Origin of the sequence: Paenibacillus sp. Soil787 (assembly GCF_001429545.1) — a bacterium.
GTDB lineage: Bacteria > Bacillota > Bacilli > Paenibacillales > NBRC-103111 > Paenibacillus_E.
In genome coordinates this window covers 331,860-352,701 of sequence record NZ_LMSP01000001.1, presented here as the reverse complement: position 1 = coordinate 352,701, position 20,842 = coordinate 331,860, and the positions used below count along the sequence as shown (strand labels likewise).

Annotated in this window: 11 protein-coding genes and 1 pseudogene; 2 read left to right on the top strand and 10 right to left on the bottom strand. The window is 46.3% G+C overall.

The window, feature by feature from the left end:
• Positions 1-79: 79 nt before the first annotated feature.
• The 3 genes from ASG93_RS01600 to ASG93_RS01590 all read right to left on the bottom strand — a co-directional run bounded on the left by ASG93_RS01600 (position 80) and on the right by ASG93_RS01590 (position 5,285).
• The gene (locus ASG93_RS01600) at positions 80-1,753 is read right to left on the bottom strand and encodes a ribulokinase (RefSeq protein WP_056828153.1); all 1,674 of its coding nucleotides are present in this window, start codon (positions 1,751-1,753) and stop codon (positions 80-82) included.
• A 23-nt stretch (positions 1,754-1,776) separates the two neighbouring features.
• Positions 1,777-3,570, bottom strand: a complete 1,794-nt coding sequence (locus tag ASG93_RS01595) for an L-fucose isomerase (protein WP_056828151.1) — start codon at positions 3,568-3,570, stop codon at positions 1,777-1,779.
• Between the two features lie 632 nt (positions 3,571-4,202).
• Positions 4,203-5,285 carry a glycoside hydrolase family 172 protein gene (locus ASG93_RS01590; protein WP_056828149.1) on the bottom strand — a complete coding sequence of 361 codons (1,083 nt, stop codon included), beginning with the start codon at positions 5,283-5,285 and terminating at the stop codon, positions 4,203-4,205.
• A gap of 118 nt (positions 5,286-5,403) precedes the next feature.
• Between ASG93_RS01590 and ASG93_RS01585 the strand changes: the two genes are divergently transcribed.
• Complete coding sequence (locus ASG93_RS01585) at positions 5,404-6,291, top strand: helix-turn-helix domain-containing protein (protein WP_056828148.1); 888 nt, start codon at positions 5,404-5,406, stop codon at positions 6,289-6,291.
• A 23-nt stretch (positions 6,292-6,314) separates the two neighbouring features.
• Here the strand turns inward: ASG93_RS01585 and ASG93_RS01580 are convergent, their stop codons facing one another.
• From ASG93_RS01580 to ASG93_RS01550, 7 genes are all read right to left on the bottom strand, one after another.
• Positions 6,315-7,292 (bottom strand): ABC transporter ATP-binding protein, encoded by a 978-nt coding sequence (locus ASG93_RS01580; RefSeq protein WP_056828146.1) that lies wholly within the window; start codon positions 7,290-7,292, stop codon positions 6,315-6,317.
• Positions 7,282-8,280: an ABC transporter ATP-binding protein gene (locus ASG93_RS01575; RefSeq protein ID WP_056828144.1), complete on the bottom strand. Its 999-nt coding sequence runs from the start codon at positions 8,278-8,280 to the stop codon at positions 7,282-7,284. Before ASG93_RS01575 ends, ASG93_RS01580 begins: the two co-directional genes overlap by 11 nt.
• 1 nt (position 8,281) lies before the next feature.
• Complete coding sequence (locus ASG93_RS01570) at positions 8,282-9,106, bottom strand: ABC transporter permease (RefSeq protein WP_056828142.1); 825 nt, start codon at positions 9,104-9,106, stop codon at positions 8,282-8,284.
• Positions 9,107-9,162: 56 nt separating this feature from the next.
• Positions 9,163-10,161, bottom strand: a complete 999-nt coding sequence (locus tag ASG93_RS01565; RefSeq protein WP_056828141.1) for an ABC transporter permease — start codon at positions 10,159-10,161, stop codon at positions 9,163-9,165.
• 104 nt (positions 10,162-10,265) lie between these two features.
• A complete protein-coding gene (locus tag ASG93_RS01560; RefSeq protein WP_200984426.1) occupies positions 10,266-12,239 on the bottom strand; it encodes an ABC transporter substrate-binding protein in 1,974 nt (657 codons plus the stop codon).
• 96 nt (positions 12,240-12,335) lie between these two features.
• Complete coding sequence (locus ASG93_RS01555; protein ID WP_056828137.1) at positions 12,336-13,802, bottom strand: response regulator; 1,467 nt, start codon at positions 13,800-13,802, stop codon at positions 12,336-12,338.
• Between the two features lie 36 nt (positions 13,803-13,838).
• The gene (locus ASG93_RS01550) at positions 13,839-15,521 is read right to left on the bottom strand and encodes a sensor histidine kinase (RefSeq protein WP_056828135.1); all 1,683 of its coding nucleotides are present in this window, start codon (positions 15,519-15,521) and stop codon (positions 13,839-13,841) included.
• Positions 15,522-16,521: 1,000 nt separating this feature from the next.
• Here ASG93_RS01550 and ASG93_RS36905 point away from each other — a divergent pair.
• Positions 16,522-20,757 (top strand): annotated as a pseudogene (locus tag ASG93_RS36905) (DUF6359 domain-containing protein); the annotation flags it as partial.
• Positions 20,758-20,842 lie beyond the last annotated feature (85 nt).

The following is a 20,842-nucleotide window of genomic DNA, read 5'->3' as shown; positions in this document are numbered from 1 at the left end:
CAGTCATCACTATCATCCATGTAAAAGATGAAAGAAAAAGTGCTTTACACCTTGGTAGGTAAAAGCACCTGCAGCATATTTATGCGTTTCTGATCCGTCTCACATTTTTCATAACACTATCTATATCCTTACCGAATACATCATGAAGCCGTTTATATTGGTTGTATAAGTCCTCATAAATCTTAACATTCCCAGGAATCGGGCTTACGGTCTCCTCTTTAACTCTGGCCATAAACACGGCTGCCTCTTGGATCGAGTTGTAACCGCCTGCCTTAGAACCAGCTACAACCGCTGCAAACATCGCTGCACCGATAGCGGGAGTTAATTCGGTGTCAGACAGCTTGATCTCCATATTGTTCACATCCGCGTAAATCTGCATGAGAAGCTTATTGCGTTTCGGCAGGCCTCCACAGGCGTACAGTTCATTCACGTCCAGGCCGCCTTTGCGGAAAGCTTCTACAATCGTACGCGTACCGAAAGCTGTGGCTTCGAGAAGCGCCCGATAAATGTCTTCAGGCTTCGTACTAAGTGTCATCCCTAGTATCAATCCGGTCAAGTCTGCATCCATTAAGGTGGAACGATTGCCGTTATGCCAGTCCAGCGCCAACAACCCGCTTTCGCCAGGTTGCAGCTGAGAAGCCTTTTCCTCCAGAAGTTCATGAATGGAAATGCCTTTCTCTTGAGCTTCGGTTTGCACATATGCCGGTACGGACTCCTCAACGAACCATGCAAAGATATCACCAACCGCAGATTGACCGGCTTCGTATCCGAATAAGCCTGGAATAATGCCGTCTTCTACGACCCCGCAAATCCCCTCCACTGCACGTTCTTCCTCGGCAAGAAGCATGTGACAAGTAGAAGTGCCCATCACCATGACCATCTTCCCCGGAGAAACTACGCCAACAGCGGGTACCGCAGCATGGGCATCAATATTGCCCACGGCAACGGCGATTCCTGGACAAAGATTCATCTGTTCGGCCATTTCCGGAAGCAAGCTTCCGGCCAAACTTCCGAGTGGCGATACCTCTCCACGCAGCTTCGTTGCATATAAATCAGCGAAGCCGGGGTGCAGCTGCTCCAAAAACTCGCTGGATGGATATCCTTCGTTTTTGTGCCAGTTGGATTTGTAACCGGCTGTGCAGCTGTTTCTTTTCAGCTGGCCGGTCATTTGCGCGACGATCCAGTCAGCGGCTTCTACGAATAAATCGGCCTGAGCGTAAACTTCTGGATCCTCTTTTAAAATTTGCAAGCTCTTCGCCAGCATCCACTCCGAGGAAAGCTTGCCGCCGTAACGCTGCAGCCACTGTTCTCCGCGCGCTTCGGCCAGCTTATTAATAGCTGTCGCTTCCTCTTGCGCCGCATGATGCTTCCATAGCTTCAACCATGCGTGAGGCCGCTCCTTCCATTCATCTTTCAGGCAAAGCGGATGAAACTCCGTATCTACAGGCAGCATGGTACAAGCCGTAAAATCGATGCCAACGCCGATCACCTGAGACCGATCAATCCCGGAAGCTTTGATCACGGCAGGTACGGAAGTACGCAGCACTTCCAAGTAATCATCCGGATGCTGCAAAGCCCATTCCGGCTTCAGTTTCATGCCATTAGAGGGAAGAAACTCATCCATCACGCCGTGGCGATAGGGTGTTACATGTACGGCTTCCTCATATCCATTCTGAATATCAACGAGCACCGCACGGCCCGATTGGGTTCCATAATCAATTCCGATTGTAAAAAGCCTGTTTGTTGCTGGCATAAGTACCTCCTAAGCGTTTTGCTTTAACGATATAACGGTCCGAAGTTCGCGCATGCGCGAAAATCGGCACCCGTAGGTTCCATCACGCCGAATGCAGTCCAGGTGCTCGGACGGAAAACGCGATCTTCCGGAACGTTATGCATGCATACCGGAATGCGCAGCATGGATGCCAGCGTAATCAAATCGCCGCCAATGTGACCGTAGCTGAGCGCACCGTGATTGGAACCCCAGTTATTCATCACAGAGTATACATCCTTGTAAACACCTTCGCCCGTAAGGTTCGGAACGAACCAAGTTGTCGGCCATGTCGGATTCGAACGTTGGTCGAGCTTGTCATGAACGTCGTCCGGGAGCTCAACCGTATAGCCCTCAGCAAGTTGAAGAACGGGACCAAGCCCTTTGATCAAATTAATGCGAGCCATGGTAACCGGCATTCCTTCACGTGTCGTGAAATCGGTTGAATACCCGCCTCCGCGGAAAAAGTCAACGGCTGGGCACCACTGCGTCGCTTCCAGACACTGCTTCGCTTCGTCCTGCGTGATTTCCCAGAACGGTTTCATTGCAGGCTTTCCGTCTTTCTCTTGTCTGCCGGTTCCATCCAGTGCCGCCGGGCCGGAGTTAATAAGGTGTATAATTCCGTTTGCTGCCATTCCTATCAGCTGATGGCCTGTTACGCGCTTCACCGCATCCGGACTCCAGTACGTGCGCACATCAGCGAATATTTGTGCCGCGTCGGTCAAGAGGTGACCGAAAAGCATCGTAATTCCGTTGAGCGTATCATTCTCAGTCGCAAGCATGTATGGCTCGCGGATGCCGTTCCAATCAAAGGAGCTTGTCAAAATTGCTTCCATGAAGTCACCGTTCGGGAAGTGATCCGTCCAAGCTCGTTGGCCTTGGAACCCCGCTGCAATCGCGTTGCGTCCGAGCGCTTCCTCGCCGTAACCCAATTGCGCGAGCTTCGGATTGCCCACCATCATGTCACGGGCGATGAGCGTCATTTTCACCACAGTCTCCCAATCGCCTTGCTTCTGCTCATCTGATCTTGTCAGATGCGGCGGATTCACATCCTGCCCAATTTGACAGTTTTCTTTGGTCCACCCGAGAGCTTTCTCAAACTCCTCAGGATCATAAATTCCGCGTTCCATTCTGCGCACAAATTCGCTCATATCTACGTACTCGTTTCTCATGCCCAAGTAATTTTGGAAAAAGTTCTCATCTACAATGCAGCCTGCGATTCCCATCGATACAGATCCCATCGACAAATACGATTTCCCTCGCATCGTTGCTACCGCAAGCCCCGCTTTAGCAAATTGCAGCAATCTGGCCTGAACATCTTCAGGGATGGAATTGTCCCCCATATCCTGCACGTCTTTGCCGTAAATGCTGAATGCGGGCAGCCCTTTCTGGTTATGGGCGCTTAATGCTGCAGCCAGATAAACGGCCCCTGGGCGTTCAGTTCCATTGAAGCCCCAGATCGCTTTGGGCATATGAGGATCCGTATCCATTGTTTCCGTAGGATAACACCAGGATGGAGTTACTGTAATCGTTAGCCCGACACCTGCTCGAGCAAATTTTTCCGCTGCCTGTGCGGCTTCCGCAACTCCTCCGATACAGGTGTCGGAGATTACGCATTCGACATCCAACCCGTTAGAGTGTTTGATATTCTCAATTAAGAAACGAGCTACTGTAACGGCCATGTCCATGGTGACGTCTTCTAACGACTCGCGAATACCGCCTCTTCTCCCATCAATGACAGGACGAATGCCGATTTTGGGCATAGAACCTTTCAAACGGTTTTCAACTTTAACATTTTCCATGTTTGATCACTCCAGCTCTTTTGAAATTAGTGTGTAATCGATTACGTAATCGTTTACACATATTTTAATTCCGCAAACCTTCGTCTGTCAACCACATTTTTCTTATTCATTCCACACATTTTCCGAAAATAAAAATAGTCACCCCGCCTAAAAAATTTCCCCTTACATCGCGTCTTTTCTTAGCTTATACTGTCATGCAAATCGCCTCCATTTTCCATTGCCAAAATGAACGTCGATGCGTTATTTGGACGAAAAACACCCTAAATCATGAGGAAGAGGAACGACGATGCGTTATCTCGTGGTTTTTTGCCTCCATATCGTTCCTATTGATCAAATAGCGCACTCATGTTCCTCTTATTCGATTTCAAGCACAGATTTCCCAAAATAACGTTCCGACGTTTCCCTAACTAGAGCTCAAGTGACTTTTCTTTGCAATCGACAGATAAACCAAAAAAATGAGAAGGCAAGAATAACCTTGCCACCTCATTTTTTTGGTTTTCTGTGCCCTAGTGAATTTATTTACTTTCATGGTGGTGGTCGTAAGGCCATATTAGTTTGGGACAGCCCCTTCTGTCTTCCTGATTAATTACGTTATGCAAGCTCGACCACACGGTCCCATTCGGGCCACATCGTTAAATGACCTCCCGTTCATCATTCCCTGGCAACTCAGGAAACCTCGCATGAGGCTCAGCCTGATACCAGAACACAGTCGAGGCAATATCGCTTTGCTGCGGCAAATATCTTCTTCCGGAACGCCAACCCAAATCTTGGATCGTCACCTTTAGCTCCTGTTCGAAACGGATCGGATCCATCACATGCCAGCGATACATGCCAAAGCGCTGCTGGCTGCGGTATAGTCCATCAGGCTTAATGACCTGGTGCATCCCCAGAAATGGTGTCGAATAAGTGCCATACTGCCCTTGCGGCTGTTCCCAATTCCAAGCCCCGCCAAAATAATCCTCAGTTCCGGTACCGCATATCGTCGGGAATTCATCGTCACCATCCATGTAGAATTTAATTTCTCCTTCTCCCCACCAGCCTGTATTGTTGACCTGCCAAGCCAAGTAAGTGCCCACGTAATGCCCTTTGCCTTTCACGCCGTCGATAAGTGTATGAACACCCTTATAAGGTACAGGGTTGCTTCTTCTCCATTGCGCATGCAAATAAGCCATGTCTTCCGGCACTTCAGTCAACGTATAGTCGACTTGGTAATACAGGACGACCTTATCCGGTTCAAGGTTTTCAACTGTAATCTTGGCAGATTTGCGGAAAGGCATTAACCAGTAGCTGTTCATTCCCCCTGCCGGGTTGACAGCTATCGGAATCGAATTGACATTACATCGTTCCTGCCAGCCATTGCAAAAAAAGTCGCCGAGCGGGACTTCGATGGAAGGCTCCGTCTCCTCATCCCAGTACATACGGATAATGAGGTTGCGCCAATGGCTGGGGAAGCAGGTCAACCATATATGTTGAATAGCTCCCGGCCCTGCGATTTCTGCCATTGTAAAAATCGCTCCGGCTTCAATCTCTACCGATGGAGACAACTTCCAGCCGATGCCCAAATCCCTTGCGCAATCGGCGCCTGTTCCCTCTACCGCCATGCCTCCTTTTCCATTGTCACCTTGGAAATTCTCCGCGCTGATGGATCGAGTCTTGGCATTCGATAGTCGCGCCAAGCTTCCCATTCCCATATCCAAACCATTAAACATAACCATGCCGTCTCTCTCCTATCCGTTTTTAATTTAAGGGTTACCTCTTGCTCTCCACCTGTTAACCCATATATAATGTAAACGTTTACCGTCCATTCTTGCTTTAGTGGAGGCGAAGATTTTCATGGAAACAGATAAAAAAAATCTCCTCATGCATCTCTCTCCGAACGTACGCAGAGCGTGGAACCATCGTGTACCTGAGATGAAGATGAAACCAAGAATTATTTTCGATTATGAGCTCTTGTATTTGGAACGAGGCATACTTCGTGTCCGGATTGAAGAAACGGTTTACACCCTTGAGCCGGGCGACATCGTTCTTTTTAAACCTGGGAAGGAACATGAATTCCTAGGGTCAGCCGGTGAAAGCTGGATGCCGCACATTCATTTCGATGTGCTGTACTACGACAATTTTGAGGATGTTCCCATTAATTTCAAAAGGAAGACCGAGTGTCAGGAAATCGAGACTTCCTGGATTCGTCCGGACGTGCTTAGCCATATTTTAAACATTCCCGATGTCATACGGATTAAGAATCACAGTGAGATTCATGTAAGCCTGATTCAATTGATTCATGCCTACGAAAGAAGCGATACGGACTTCCCGATCCTTCAAAAATCCCTGACGCTTAGAATCCTTTATCTGATCTTGAAAGGCCTGGAGCCGGCCGCGGGTTCCCCGTTTGTCCTTCATCAAACCGCTTTGGAAAACACTGTCACGCACATTATAGAAAACTATGGTCAGCCTATCAGTCTTGATGATTTATCAAAAATAGCATGCCTGAGCGTTTACCATTTCTCAAGACTGTTCAAGCAAAAATTTGGACTCTCCCCCCATCAATTTCAAATGAAATATCGGTTTGAAAAAGCGAAGGAACTCATGATCTACAGCCAGCTTTCCTTGACATCCATCGCCGAAAAGATCGGCTATAGCAGCGTTTTCGCCTTCAGTAAGGCATTCAAACAATCTGAAGGCGTGTCACCGAGGCAATTTATGCAGACGTTTCCTGGTATCTAGCTGAGAATCCAAACCCTTGTCATTTAGCTGTAATCATTGTGCTTAAAACAAAGAACCATGTGTTCCTTATCGAGCTGGACCTTTTGGGGACTCATCGAACGGCAAATATCCTTGGCATACGAACAGCGATTTGCAAATTTACAGCCGTCAAGCCTGTACTCCTTGTCTTCCATATCAGGAAGCACGATATCTTCATTCCATTTCTTTCCCACTCTTGGTATTGAATCTAACAATAATTCCGTATACGGATGTGATGGCTTATTCAATATAAGTTTCGCATCGCCGAACTCAATTAATTGCCCGCGATACATCGTCGCAATATAGTCGCTAACATAGTAGGCAGTTGAAAGGTCGTGCGTAATGTAAATAAAATTAACCTTGTACTCGTCTTTGAGCTTTTTAAACAAGTTCACAATATTCATACGCAGGGAAGCATCAATCATCGCTACAGGTTCATCGGCGACAATCAAACTCGGTTTAGGAATCAATGCACGCGCGATAGAAATCCTTTGCAGCTCTCCGCCGGAAAATTGATTCGGAAATTTCCCTCTAATATGGTCAAGTTCAAGCCCAACTGAATGCAAGACTTCACTTACAACCGTTTGGGCTTCTTGCTTATTCTTGGCGATCTCCAGGTTCAATGCCGTCTCAAATAAATAAGTGTCCACCGTTTTTCTCATGCTGAATGAGGTGAAGGGGTTCTGGAAAATGGGTTGTACTTTCTTTAAGAACTCTTTGCGGTTTTTTCGTTTGTCATAATAAGACAAAGGGATTCCATCTATCTTAATCTCACCTGATGACGGTTCCTGAAGTCGCAGAATCATTCTGGCCAGTGTCGTTTTCCCACATCCGGATTCGCCTACGATACTCATAATTTGCGGTTTGTCGCCTGGCAGTTTCAGGTCGATCTTGTCTACAGCTACGATTTTCTTACCCAACAGCATGCCGCCGATTTTAAATTGCCGTGAGAGATTATTGATTTCTAACCGATTATGCGCCATGTCTCTCCACCTCCACCGCAATATCCATATCACTCAGCAAGTGGCAGCTGGCAAAATGATCGGCCCCAACCTCATATCGAGCCGGTACCCTTGTGCGGCATAAGTCCATAGCAACAGGGCATCTTGCAGCAAACCTGCATCCTGCAGGGGGTTGTTTCAAACTAGGAGGCGTGCCTGGAATTCCTTCCTTCTGACTGTTGTCACCTACTTTAGGCAATGCGTTAATTAACATTTTGGTATACGGATGCTGGGGATTAGTGAAGATCTGTTCCGTCGGTCCAACTTCGATCATTTGCCCAGCATACATAATGCCCATTCGATTCGTGATTTGATAATGAACCCCCATATCATGGGATACGATAACCATAGAGTTCCCCATTTTCTTTTGGACGCGGGACAGCATGGTCAGAATTCCTCTTTGGACGATAACGTCCAGTGCGGTTGTCGGTTCGTCAGCCAGTACAATTTCCGGATGGAGAAATGTAGCCAGTGCAATCAATACACGCTGCCGCATCCCTCCGCTTAATTGATGGGGATATGCGTTCAACACCTCCGGCGAAAGCTCTAATTCTTTTAAGTAGGCCGCAATTTCGGCTTCCAGCTCTTTTTTGTTCTTTTTATCATGGTATTTGCTGATTGCGTCAAAAAACTGGCTTTTGATTCTGGTCACAGGATTCATTACGTGCATGGCACCCTGCGGTACATAAGAAATGATCTTCCACCAACTTTTGTGGATGTCGCCGTTTTTATAAACCAGCGGATTGCCATTTTTATCTGTCGAGTGGATCTCCACTGAGCCTTCCGAAATTTCCAATGGATAGCTGATCAAATCATACATGACTTTCAGCAATGTCGATTTGCCGCAGCCTGACTCACCTGCAATTCCAAAAATTTCATTTTTTCGAACTTCAAAATTGACATGGTCCACTGCTTTCACGTATTCGGTCAGCATGTTGTATTGTGCGCTTACGTTATTTAATCGCAGCATGTTATTTCCCCCTCCTTAACGCAGAATATTGCTGATATCCCGTCATTGTCAGGAACAGGGCAATAAAGATAAGAGCAATGGCGAGGACCGGCGATCCAATCCACCACCACCGTTCGGCTAACATAGCCTGATGTTGGTTTGCCCAGTAGATCATCGTTCCGAGTGTCGCTTTCTCATTACTGGATAATCCAATTACCGCCAAACCGGATTCAGCTCCGATCGCAACCAGAATCGTATTGACAAAATTGGCCACAGACCAACCTGCAACAAAGGGAAATATCTCTTTGACAATAATTTTAAATGTACCCTGCCCGGAAAATATCGCGGTATTAATAAATTCGCGTTCACTTAACGATAGTGCCATGGAGCGAAGCTGTCTGGCTGGCCAAGGCCAGTTAAAAATGATCAGGATGACCGTCATAAACAATAAGGGTTCCCTGCCCTTCATAATACTCTGAAACAAAATCAAAATAGGAAGATAAGGGATAACGATAAAGGAATCGGAAAGTACGGTTATAATTCTATCCAGCGCTCCCCCTTTGAATCCGGCTAAAAGCCCGAGCAAAGCGCCAACTAATGTTGCGAAAAAGGCGACCATTATGCCTATGATGAAGGAGTTTTGAACAGATTTGGCCAACAGCCAGAACGTATCTTGACCGAGGTTCGTCGTCCCGAAAATATGCATCGAACTTGGTTTCAAATTTTTTGTGTATGTTCCCCATTCAAGAGGATTACCTGAGTGAAATAACGGAGCAATAAATCCTAAAATCAGAAATACCCCCAGAATGAACATGCCGGTTTTCAAACGAAAGTTCCAATTTTTCATGCCATTTCCTCCTGAGAGTTTTGCGGAGCAAAACTGGCTTCATAAGCATCCGCTTGCTACTTATAACGCACCCGGGGATCCAAGAACGGATATAAGAAGTCTACAATAAAAGTTGCACCTGCCACAGCAACTATGGATAATGTAATCGTCCCCATGATCAAATTATAATCCGCTTGCAGGATGCCACCCAAGATCAGCGTTCCGACTCCCGGATAGCCAAATAAAATTTCCGTTATTAAGGCTCCATTAAATATGGAACCGAGCTGCAGCGCCAGCATGGTGACTTGAGGCAATGCGGCATTAGGCAGCACATACTTCGTCATAATTTTTCTTTCTTTCAACCCTTTCAGCCGGGCGAAATACACATAATCTTCTTCAGCAATTCCGGAAGACAGCGTCTTCATACTAATGACCCACCAACCGGTTCCCACCAAGATGATGGATAGAGCCGGTAATGCCGAGTTAACAACCAAACTCTTTATATGTTCCCATGTAAAACCATCCCCCATAAAATTCGCCGAAAGCGGAAAGATGGGAATAATATACGCAAACAACATGATCAAAACTAAGGCAAAAATGTAATACGGAATCGGATATAGGGCAATAGCGAAAGCTTCCAATGCTTTGGAATAGGCTTTTTCTTTGCGAAATCCCGCCAATAGTCCGATGGCATTCCCGATGAGCCAAGATATGACGGTGGAAATAAGCAGCAATGCCATCGTCCACGGCAGCGCACGGCCGATCATCTCATTTACCGGCGTCGGATATTGGGAGAAGGATGGCCCGAAGTCATGTGTAAAAATAACTCTCTTGATAAATCCGACATACTGCTGAAAGATGGATCCTTTCAAACCAAACAATTCATTCAACGTATTACGCATAGATTCAATTGCCGCTGGCTCTAAAAAAGCCGACTTGGAAGTCAATCGCCCGATAAAAGCTTCTACAGGACTCGACGGCATCAGTCTCGGGATGAAAAAGACGGTTGTCATTCCAATAAAAATGACGAGTACAAACGTTATTACTCTGGAAAGCAAAAACTTATAAAATCCCACAGGAGTCACTTCCCCTCGTTTAACATCTAGATCCAATGGTAAGGCTAAAATCGCACACCGAGCCAAACGGGCCCGGTATGCGACCTAAGTTGGATAAAAAGGTTTTACTTACCCGTAGGCTTGAAGTGAGGCGTGTAGTATTTAAACTGTGACCACCACCACCACGGGCCTTCAAATGCATTTTTAGATGTTTGGAAACCAGTCCAATAATACGTATCGACAGGAACGAACTTCGAGGTGCCGAACATAGGGATGAATGGCATACCTTTAACGAATTCCTTATTGATTTCAGTAATATGGCTAATAACCTTAGGGTCGCTGCTTTGCATGCTGGCTAATTCATCGATCAATGAGCTTACTTTGTCGTTGGCCCAGCGATTGCGGTTACCTGGCGCTTGTTTTCCATTATCAACAATGTATTGTTTATGCCAACCTTGGAAGTTAGCGGTGCTGTCAGGCAGCAATCCGCAAGCCGGCCAATAGGAACCAACCTCAAATGCGCCAGTAGATTCGCTATCCCAGAATGTAGCGCCATCCATTTGTTGTACATTTGCGTCAATGCCGTTCTTTTTCCAGCTGTCTGCTACCGCAAATGCAAGTCGCATGGATTGCACTTCGAAGTTGGCAGGTGCGTTGATCGTCACTTTCCATGGCGTGCCGTCAGGTTTCAACCATTTGTCGCCTTGCTTCTTGAATCCGGCTTTTTCAAGCAGTTTACCGGCTTCGGCAGGATCGTATTTATACCAGCCTACCCCAAAGGTGTTTACAGCTTCTTTCATATCCGTCGGCAAACCTTTAATACCTTGCTGCTTCAACATTTCCACCATGTCAGTCGCATAGCTTTCATCAAAAGGCTTGTAACCGTCGCTCAGTTGAAACTCTTTAAGCCAACCCAACATAGGCTTGTGGTATTTCTCTTGCAGCACAGAAATCGGTGGCAGTTGGATTGGTGAAACTCTCAGCATCCCGCCAAAGGTAGCCAAGGACACATTCTTGATATCCGTCATCAAAGCCATCGCCCAACGTACGTCCTCATTGTTGTACGGGGCTTTCGAAGCGTTAAAAGACATACCTCGTTCACAAGGGTCGTTCATATCTGCGTAAGGGAAGTTTTCATACCAGGCAAGAGCCGTTTTGTTCTTTTGACGGAGTACATCCCAGCTCTCAGGCGTAATATCCTGCAGAATGTCCATGTCATGTTGAATGGATGCGATGATCCGTTTTTCTTCTGGCCCGAAGAACTTGAACAGGATGTATTGCGCGCCTGGCTCGCCAACGATTTTACCGATATCGCTTTTTTGCCAGTCTTTACGTTTCTCATAGAGGAACCAGTTCCCCTGAGGATCACGTGATTTCAACGTATACGGTCCGAGACCGACAGGATCCTTGAACTTAAATTTCGTCGGATCTTCCTTTTCCCAAATATGTTTAGGCATGACTCGGAAGGCAGTTCCCCAGATGACTACACCTAATTTTTGAGCTAATCTGGTTTCAGGGTTAACCGTTTCTACCTCGATCGTATATTTATCTAGCGCTTTCATACTTTTCACGAGGCTCGCATAGTAACCGCTGTATCCGAGTTCTTTTGTTTTAATGATCATATCTGACGTGTACACGACATCATCTGACGTGAATTCCACACCATCGGACCAAGCTAAGCCCTCTTGCAGCTTGAATTTAAATTTCGTATTGGTGTTGTCTAGAGGTTCCGGAAATGTCGCCGCCAAGTCAGGAATTTGTTCCCCTTTTTCTGTATTAATTTCCCATAAGCTTGAGAAAATCAATTGATGGAACCCGGCATCCATCGGCACCGCACCTGGCACGTATGGATTCACCAGATCCGGGTCAGCGGTTTTACCGCTCAAAATGTCGACAATCAGTGTTTGATTTCTTGGCGTACCGACATCGGTCATTTTCCCTCCACCCACAGTGTTTGCAGCAGTTGCAGCTGCACTTGCCATTGGTTTACCCGAGTCTGTGCTTGCAGGTTCTTTGGTATTAGTCGCTTCTTCACTGCATGCACTCATCAGCAGCATTAACGTTAAAACCAAGCTGATAAAACCTTGCTTTTTTCTCACTTCGACTCCTCCTTTGTACGATTTATTAGATTGTATCAGCTGTGCAAAATTAAAAATTTTAATAATCTTTGATTTCTTTTAAAAGCATTAGCACTTTTATGAAACCGTTTTCTGAAAATCCTTTGGGCTCATATTTTCAACGTTTTTAAACACGGTGCTAAAATAAGCAGCATCTTGAAAACCTACCATTTCGGCCACTTGATACACTTTTAAATCCCTTTGTCTTAAAAATTGCTTCGCCATACGCACCCTGACTTGATTCAAATATTCACTGAAAGTGATATTCATATATTTCTTGAATTGGGTGCTAAAATACCATGGATTCAGAAATACGGTGTCCGAAACCGTCTTCAAGCATAGATCTTCCATATAATGAGTTTCGATATATTTCTTCACAACATGAATGTATTGAGGCGTAGGCCCTTCGACATGCAAATTCGTAACGATGTCCATGATCATATTTTTCAACCAATCCAATAACGTTCGGTAGGTGGGCAACAGATTGATTTTTTCAATATAATCCGCAAATTCCCCGCAAATAGGTTGAAGCCCATGATCCATCAATTGATGTTCCAAATAAAGTACTTCTTTCACTGCCTCATTCTTCAGTAATTTCGGATCCCAGAAAGAGTCTCTGTGAGACAGTTGACTCCACTTCGTTTCCAGATAGTGATTTAATTTTTCGAAATCTCCGTTCATTAAATATTTCCCCAGTGTCTCGCTTGAAAAATAATGACTAAAATGCTGTGTTTTTTGCTTGTCCGCATATTTCTGGTACATCTCCACATCCAAAACGATGGTCATTTCATTGAATTGTAGAAAGTCAATCATTTCCACACAAAAATTAAAGGTTTGTTTCAAACGCGCCGTGCCACGATGGCAGTCAGCGACGGCCCAGTTCGTGGAATAACCTCTCTGGAACAAGCTTTGACGATAACTGTAAAATCGCTGCCTTGCTGCGGATACATCTAAGGAATGTTGAAAAAGGATTACGTAATGATGATCAACCGCGATACATTCAACATATTCCTTCGGCATATTCCCTTTCTTCAATTCTTGTTTGAGATGCTCCATAAATCCCGAATCTGTGCACCCTTGAACAGAAACAACGGCCATTTTTAGGTTATCGTAATCGGCATACTTTTCGAACCATTCTTGCTCGTCCGAAATAGCCGCTTTTTTATTACGCTGCACGATACCTTCTTCAAGCTTACGTAAAATGTCCAAGATACTCTGATAGTGACATGGCTTTAATAAATAATCATACGCCCCGTTCTTCATTGTCTGTCTGACGAATTCAAAATCGTCGTATCCGCTCAAAACAACCACTTCGGTTTGCGGGTATAACGTCCGAATCTGTTTCGTAAATTCGATTCCGTCCATATCAGGCATCTTCACATCCGTAATCACGACATCGACGCAAATATCTTGTAGAATGATCAGTGCCTCCGCAGCGCTTTGAACCATGCTTATGACTTCGTAATTCGGGCAATATCTGTTCAAAATATGTGAAATTCCTTGTAACACGGTCTTCTCATCATCAACGAGCATCATTTTGAGCATATAAAGGTTCCCCCTCTTTATATTTAAAGATAGCGCTCACATCACTGCCGCCAGATTTATCTCTTTTTTAATGCCCAGTCTCACTTTAATTGTTGTTCCTTTACCGACTACACTTTCAATAGAAACTCCATATTCCTCTCCATACATATACTTCGCTCTTTGGTGAACGAGTTGGATCCCCAGCCCCGCTTCCTCGCTTACAGACTCGCAAGTTGACAAGAGCATCTGAATTTTCCCCTCTGACATGCCAATCCCATTATCGGCCACCTCAAAATATAAACCATCCGAATCCATATATCCCCGAATTCGGATAATTCCATCATGCTTCATATCCTGGAAGGCATATTTAATGGCATTTTCCACCAATGGTTGAATGACCAGCTTAGGAATTTTATAGTCCGCTATCTCATGTTGAATCTCAAATTCATATCGCAATTTATCTTCATATCTCATTCTTTGGATCATCAAATAGTTCGCTAACTGTTCCATGTCTTCAGTCACTGTCACAAACTCATTTTTATGCGATATCGAGTACCTGAGAATATTGGAGAGAGCAACAATACTTCCTCCAATCTCCTCTTCTTCTTTCATAATGGCCTTCCAATAAATCATATCTAACGAATTATACAAAAAATGAGGATTTAACTTGGAGAGTAAGCTCAATAATTCCGCTTTCCTATGATGCGTCTGCTGCTGGTAGATCGTTTCAATCAGATGATTAATCCGTTCTACCATGTAATTGAAATGAAAGAAGATTGTTCTAAATTCATCATTGCTCTTATGATCCAGAACAACTTGTAAGTTGCCTTGCTGAACACTTTCCATCCCTCTCATGATCTTTCTTAAAGGCCGCAAAATGGCCTGTGCCGTTGCGACCGCGAATGCCATAATAGCCGCTAGAATACAGATGACCATAAAAATAAAAATACGATTGAACTGGTCGATTTGATGTAAAATTTCGGCTTGAGGCACAGCGCCAATGATCTTCCATCCCTTTTCCTCGAGCTCATATTCCACTTGGGAACTGAGCATATTGTCCAGAACAGACACCGGTTTTCCAATGAACTCCCGATTTTTCGCGTAAATGATCGTATTATCTTTGGCAAGATAGGCCTTCCCTTCCTTTCCCAGATGCACTTCATCTAAAATCTGACTAAAAAGGAGTTCATTCAGACTAATTTTGAGTATGCCCAAACGATCTTTTTCATGAATCAGACAAAGGACGGAGAAGGAATACGGTTCCGACTGTAAATCCGTCCATACCATTTCATCTGGATTGTGTTTGAAACCCCCATTTAACAACTTTTTAATCGTTTCATCCGCTTCAAAAACAGCAGTCGAGTAGTATAAATTAATTGGCTGTGAGCTGACTGGAAAGATGTAGATATTGTCTATCCATTCCATATTGGTTGTTCTTAATATTTCATTACTGATTTTGTATTTGGCGATATTGTAATTAATCGTATGATTTTTAAGATCCGATAAATAATTTTTCACTACTTGATTATTTCTCATCCCTAATGCCAAATTAATAAACTGCTTCGTTTGAAGCTCCACCCGTTTTCCAACCTGATTAACGGTTTCTTGAAAATAGGTGTCCGACTTTTTTAAAATAATGGCGCCCATCCAATGCTGAAATATCCCGATCTGCAACAGTAAGATAAGACTGGAAAAAAGTATAAAAAATAGGATGATCTTCGACTTGAGCGAAGTATGCATGCCATTCTCCTTTGCAAAGAGGTTCATACTCAAATTGTAATCCCATTTATCAAATAAAGATTTAGCCGAACTGAACAAAACATATCCCAAATTGCTCAATTGAATGATGGCGTAAAAAAACAGGCTACCCGTAAGAGGCGGCCTGTAATGCTTTATTGTAGATAATACCGCCCTGGGACAAGACCGACGTATTGCTCGGATGGGCGGAATCGCGGGTGCTTGCGTAAATGTAAATACTGTAGCGCTAGAAATATTGCCAACAATGATCGATTCTAGAACAATCATTGATAAAACAATCATTGATAGGGTAAGGAGAGAATACGAGGGAGCTGTGTTTCGAACGGAAATAAAGCGAAGAAATAGAATCAAGGAGTTTTCTATTACAGGAATGGTCGAGTAGGCCAGTGGGGATTCGTTCATTTTATATTAGAGACAATTGCCGTAAATGATGATTTCGGACCTACTGAATCATTGCCCTCTTGCGGGAAGCCTTTCGGCCATATTGTTAAAAAAAGAATTAATCAAGAAATTTATTAGGTAAAGAATTCTGGAATTTGATAAAAAAAAGAACAAATAATGTGATATTCCAGAATAAATTAGAAAACGGAGCCCGCAAACCCGCGTCGCTCCGTTTTTGTTGTTTCATAATTAATTGGAATTTTAAATACCCGCGGCGAAACTGAGGGTTTGTTGCAGACTCGTCTAACCTCCCCAGCCGACCAGTATTCCGTTAACGAAAGGAATCATATGCTCTTCCAAAAAAAACCACAACGGCTTAATTAAATTTTATACAAATCTTAACATTCGTGTAATTGTCCAATAACAATAGATAATTATACTAGGTTGGTAGTCTTATTTTTCCAAATAGGAGGTAAGTTCACAAATGAGAATTCGTTTTTTCAAAAGATTATCGTGGATAGCGCTTGCGGCGATCATGGTACTATCCAACGTAATCGGATTTATACCCGGTACGGCTTCGGCCACCAATGCCGACGGTTCCTTAACCGTTGCCGAAGCGATTGCCAATAACAGCGGAACCGGAACCGTGGAAGGGTACATAGTCGGACATGCCACCGGTTCTTTGGCAGCCAACTTCGCAGCACCGTTCGGGAATGATTTTAACATCTTGATTGCAGATTCCTCAACCGAACGCGACAAAAGCAAAATGGTAGACGTTCAGCTGGTATCGTCAACGGATCGAGCCCAATTCGGACTCAAAACGAATCCCGCCAATATCGGCAAAAAAGTGAAAGTAACGGGGACTCTTACCGCTTACAACTCGTTCCCCGGGTTAAAAGCTCCTACTGCGGTTTCCTTTCTCGACGACACCACACCACCTCCGCAAACTGTCATTTCCATTGCCAATGCGAAAAAAGCCACAGGAACAGTTACCATTGCAGGTGTCGTTACGGCAGATAACTCCGCTATCGGGGCCGGCAAGCTCTCCACGTTTATGCAGGATAGCACCGGCGGCATCAACATCTTCAGCGCCTCCCCGGCCAGCTTTCCGGATTTAAAAGAAGGCGACCAAATTCAAGTTACGGGATCGATTACTTCCTATAAAGATTTGACGGAGATCGCTCCTACCGCTATTACGGTGACGGCCCGCAATCAAGCCGTTCCCGCTCCTGTTCAAGTTTCCTTATCCGATCTTCAAGACCCTGCGAAGGCAGAGCCGTATGAAGGCCAGCTTGTGCATCTGACCGGCTATTTCAAGGTCGTTCCGGCAACCCCGGCCGGTGGCGGTTACAACATCCAAGTCGTCGATCAACAGTTTAACGGGACTACGGTTCGTATTATTGACGGATCCATGGATATGGCTGCCGCTCTACAAGATAAGTGGTATGACGTTACCGGTATTTTAGGGCAATATACCTCCTATCAAGTTATCCCGAGGAAAGCATCGGATGTCGTTCTTTCCGCTAACCAACCACCTTTGTATCCGACTCAGCCCGGAGATTATGAAGCAACCGTCGCTCGGGTCGTAGACGGAGATACGATCGCTTTGCAAAGTCCTGTACTAGGAGCGACGAACGTTCGTTTCTTGAACATCGACACTCCGGAGTCGGACGGTTACATCAATTTAAACGGCGGCGTCAAGACACCGGCGGACCAGAACCAATTGGATCAGGGGCTGGCAGCCAAGCACTATATGGAAACCCTTTTGCAGCCGGGTGACCCAGTCGTCTTGAAGGTCGGTGAAGAAGCAACGGACCATTACGGCCGCTTATTGGCTCAAGTCGTCCGCAAATCCGATAACCTGAACGTGAACCTGGATATGGTGAACAAAGGCTACGCGGTAACTTACTTCATTTGGCCGATTGGCACCGCCGACGAGTACAATATGTATCAAAATGCCGTCAAAGCGGCGAAGGACCAAGCATTAATCATCTGGAACCCCGCTAACCCGCTGCAAGAGCTTCCGTTCGTCTTCCGGGCCCGTTTCTCGGGAGAAGGCCTGACGCGTCCTGTCGGAAACTCCGACACTAAAGTTTATGTCAACAAAGAAGAATGGGCCACCATCCCTGTAGAAAAGCGCATTTTCTTCAATACTGAAACCGACGCAATAGCCAACGGATATGTAAAAGCGGGTCAAGTGCAGGTTCCTCCGCTTCCGGACGGTACTGGCAAAAAAGTACTGTTTGACAACACGCACGGACAAACGGCCGGAGCAGCCGACTGGGTCATTGACGGTGCTTTCTCCGATTTCGCCGACGGCTTGAAAGCGGTCGGTTTTACGGTCGATGCACTAGAGCGCCCGATTCCTTATACGTTCGGCGAACAAGCCGTTACCTATGAGCAGCTCAAAAATTACGATGTATTCGTTATCGGGGAAGCCAATATCCCCTATAAGAAGTCCGAACAAGACGCAATGCTTCAATACGTGAAGGATGGCGGCAGCATTTACTTCATCGCCGACCACTACAACGCGGACCGCAACAAAAACCGGTGGGACGCTTCGGAGGTTATGAACGGGTACCGCCGTGGCGCATGGGACAACCCGGCCAAAGGAATGTCGGCGGAAGAAGCGGCATCCCCGGCAATGCAAGGGGTGGAAAGCTCCGACTGGTTATCCCAAAACTTCGGCGTCCGCTTCCGTTACAACGCACTTGGCGACGTAGATAACCTGACAGATGTCGTACCGGCGAACCAATCGTTCGGCATTACAGCAGGGGTGGGCTCGGTAGCGATGCATGCAGGATCCACTCTCGCGGTTATGGATCCGACGAAGGCCAAAGGTCTCGTTTATGTTCCTGCCAACGTTCCTGCTTGGGCCAATGCCGTAGATAGCGGTGTTTATAATGGTGGAGGCCGTTCGGAAGGCCCGTTCGCGGCCGTAGCGAAGATTGGTTCGGGAAAAGCTGCATTTATCGGCGACTCTTCTCCGGTAGAAGATGCCACTCCGAAATATTTGCGCGAAGAGAACGGCGCCAAGAAGACCACTTATGATGGCTTCAAGGGTGAAGCGAACGATTCCACTTTCCTGGTTCAAACCGTCGAATGGCTGGCGAATCATGAAAGCTACACCAACTTGGCGCAAGTTGCGGGACTTCAATTGGATCAACCGACGCAGCTGTCCGATTTCGAGAGCCCAGCGCAATCCTCAGAGCCTCAGCCGGAACCATGGTCTGCTCCGGATCCAGGCTATAAGTGGTACGAGCCGACTACGTTCAAACCGGGTTCTTACGGTTCCACGCAGCAGCCGCCGACTCAAGCGCTGTATAAATTCGTTCATCAGAGCACGCTGCCGAGCGTTCAGCAGTTCCAAATCCGTGTAACGGCGGATAACCTGCTGCCGGGGCAAACCATATCGAATCTGACGGTCGGCATCTATCTGGCAGGCGGAACCCAAGTAGCGAAGTTCCAAAATGCCGAAGGCACGTGGCCGACAAGCTACGGCTACAGCGCCGGCTTCTCCGTTACGGCAGACGCCACAGGCCATGCCTATAAAGATTTGACGGTTCAAATCAACCCGGCTGCATCGGGTGCAGCTAACTTAAGACTGAAAGTGGGCGGCAGCAACCAGATTACGGAAGCCGTATCGATCGCAGACGTTCCTGCCGAACCGCTGCCGAAAGACCATCCGCCGGTTCCGGACAAAATCTCAATCGCAGATGCCCGCTTGAAAGCCGACAATACCTTTGTAACGGTGGAAGGCGTCATAACCTCGGAGCCGGGAGCATTCGGCAGTCAAGGCTTCTACCTGCAGGACGATACAGCCGGCATTTATGTGTTCCAGAGCGCAACCGGCTATCATGCAGGCGACAAAATCACGATTAGTGCGAAGAAGACGGCTTTCAACACCGAGCTGGAATTGGCCGATCCTATCGTGCTTGAGAAAATCGCTACAGCCGCCCTGCCGGCAGCCATCGTTCAATCGTCGCTGAATGATGACAACCAAGGACGTCTGGTGAAGCTGGAAAACGTTACGATTCAAAACTATAAAACGGCGTCGCCCGCAGGCTCCTTTGAATTTGACGTAGTAAACGGAACGACCTCCACGCACGTTCGTGCGGATGCTCGGGCCGGAATCAGCTATACGGAGTTCCAAACGAAATTCCCTGCCGGAACTATCGTGCATATTACGGGCATCTCCTCGATTTTTAAAGGATTTTACCAGCTGAAGCCGCTGTCCATCGGCGTTGTAGAGCTTGCAGACGTCATTCCTCCGACTGCAACCGTGGCATACAGCATGACGGAATCTACGAACCAAGACGTCACCGCCACGATCACAACGAGTGAACCGGTTACGATCACCAATAACGGCGGCTCGACGAGCTACACGTTCAATGATAACGGCAGCTTCACGTTCGAGTTCAAGGACGCAGCTGGTAACGTAGGAAGCGTAACGGCAATCGTAAGCAACATCGATAAGATCGCTCCGACACTCAAGCTCTCGGTCGATAAATCGTTACTTGAACAAAATAATCATAAGATGATTCCGATCAACGTCACTGTACAAGCGGATGGAACCGGCACCGACATCGCATCCGTCTTGCTGACCTCGATCACATCGAATGAGCCTGACAACGGACTGGGCGACGGCGATACGGTGAACGACATCCAGGATGCGGCTATCGGAACTTACGACACATCGTTCAGCCTCCGCGCAGAGCGGTCCGGCAAAGGTAGCGGCCGAATTTATACGATAACGTACACAGCCACCGATCTGGCTGGAAATTCAACAACCGCTTCAACTCAAGTGATCGTTCCTAACAGCCAAAAGCAACAATAATAACAACGGTAACAACAATAACGGCAGCCACAATAATTTTCTTCTTCAGAATCCAATCCGCCGGCTTTTTTAAATGGATGTAAGA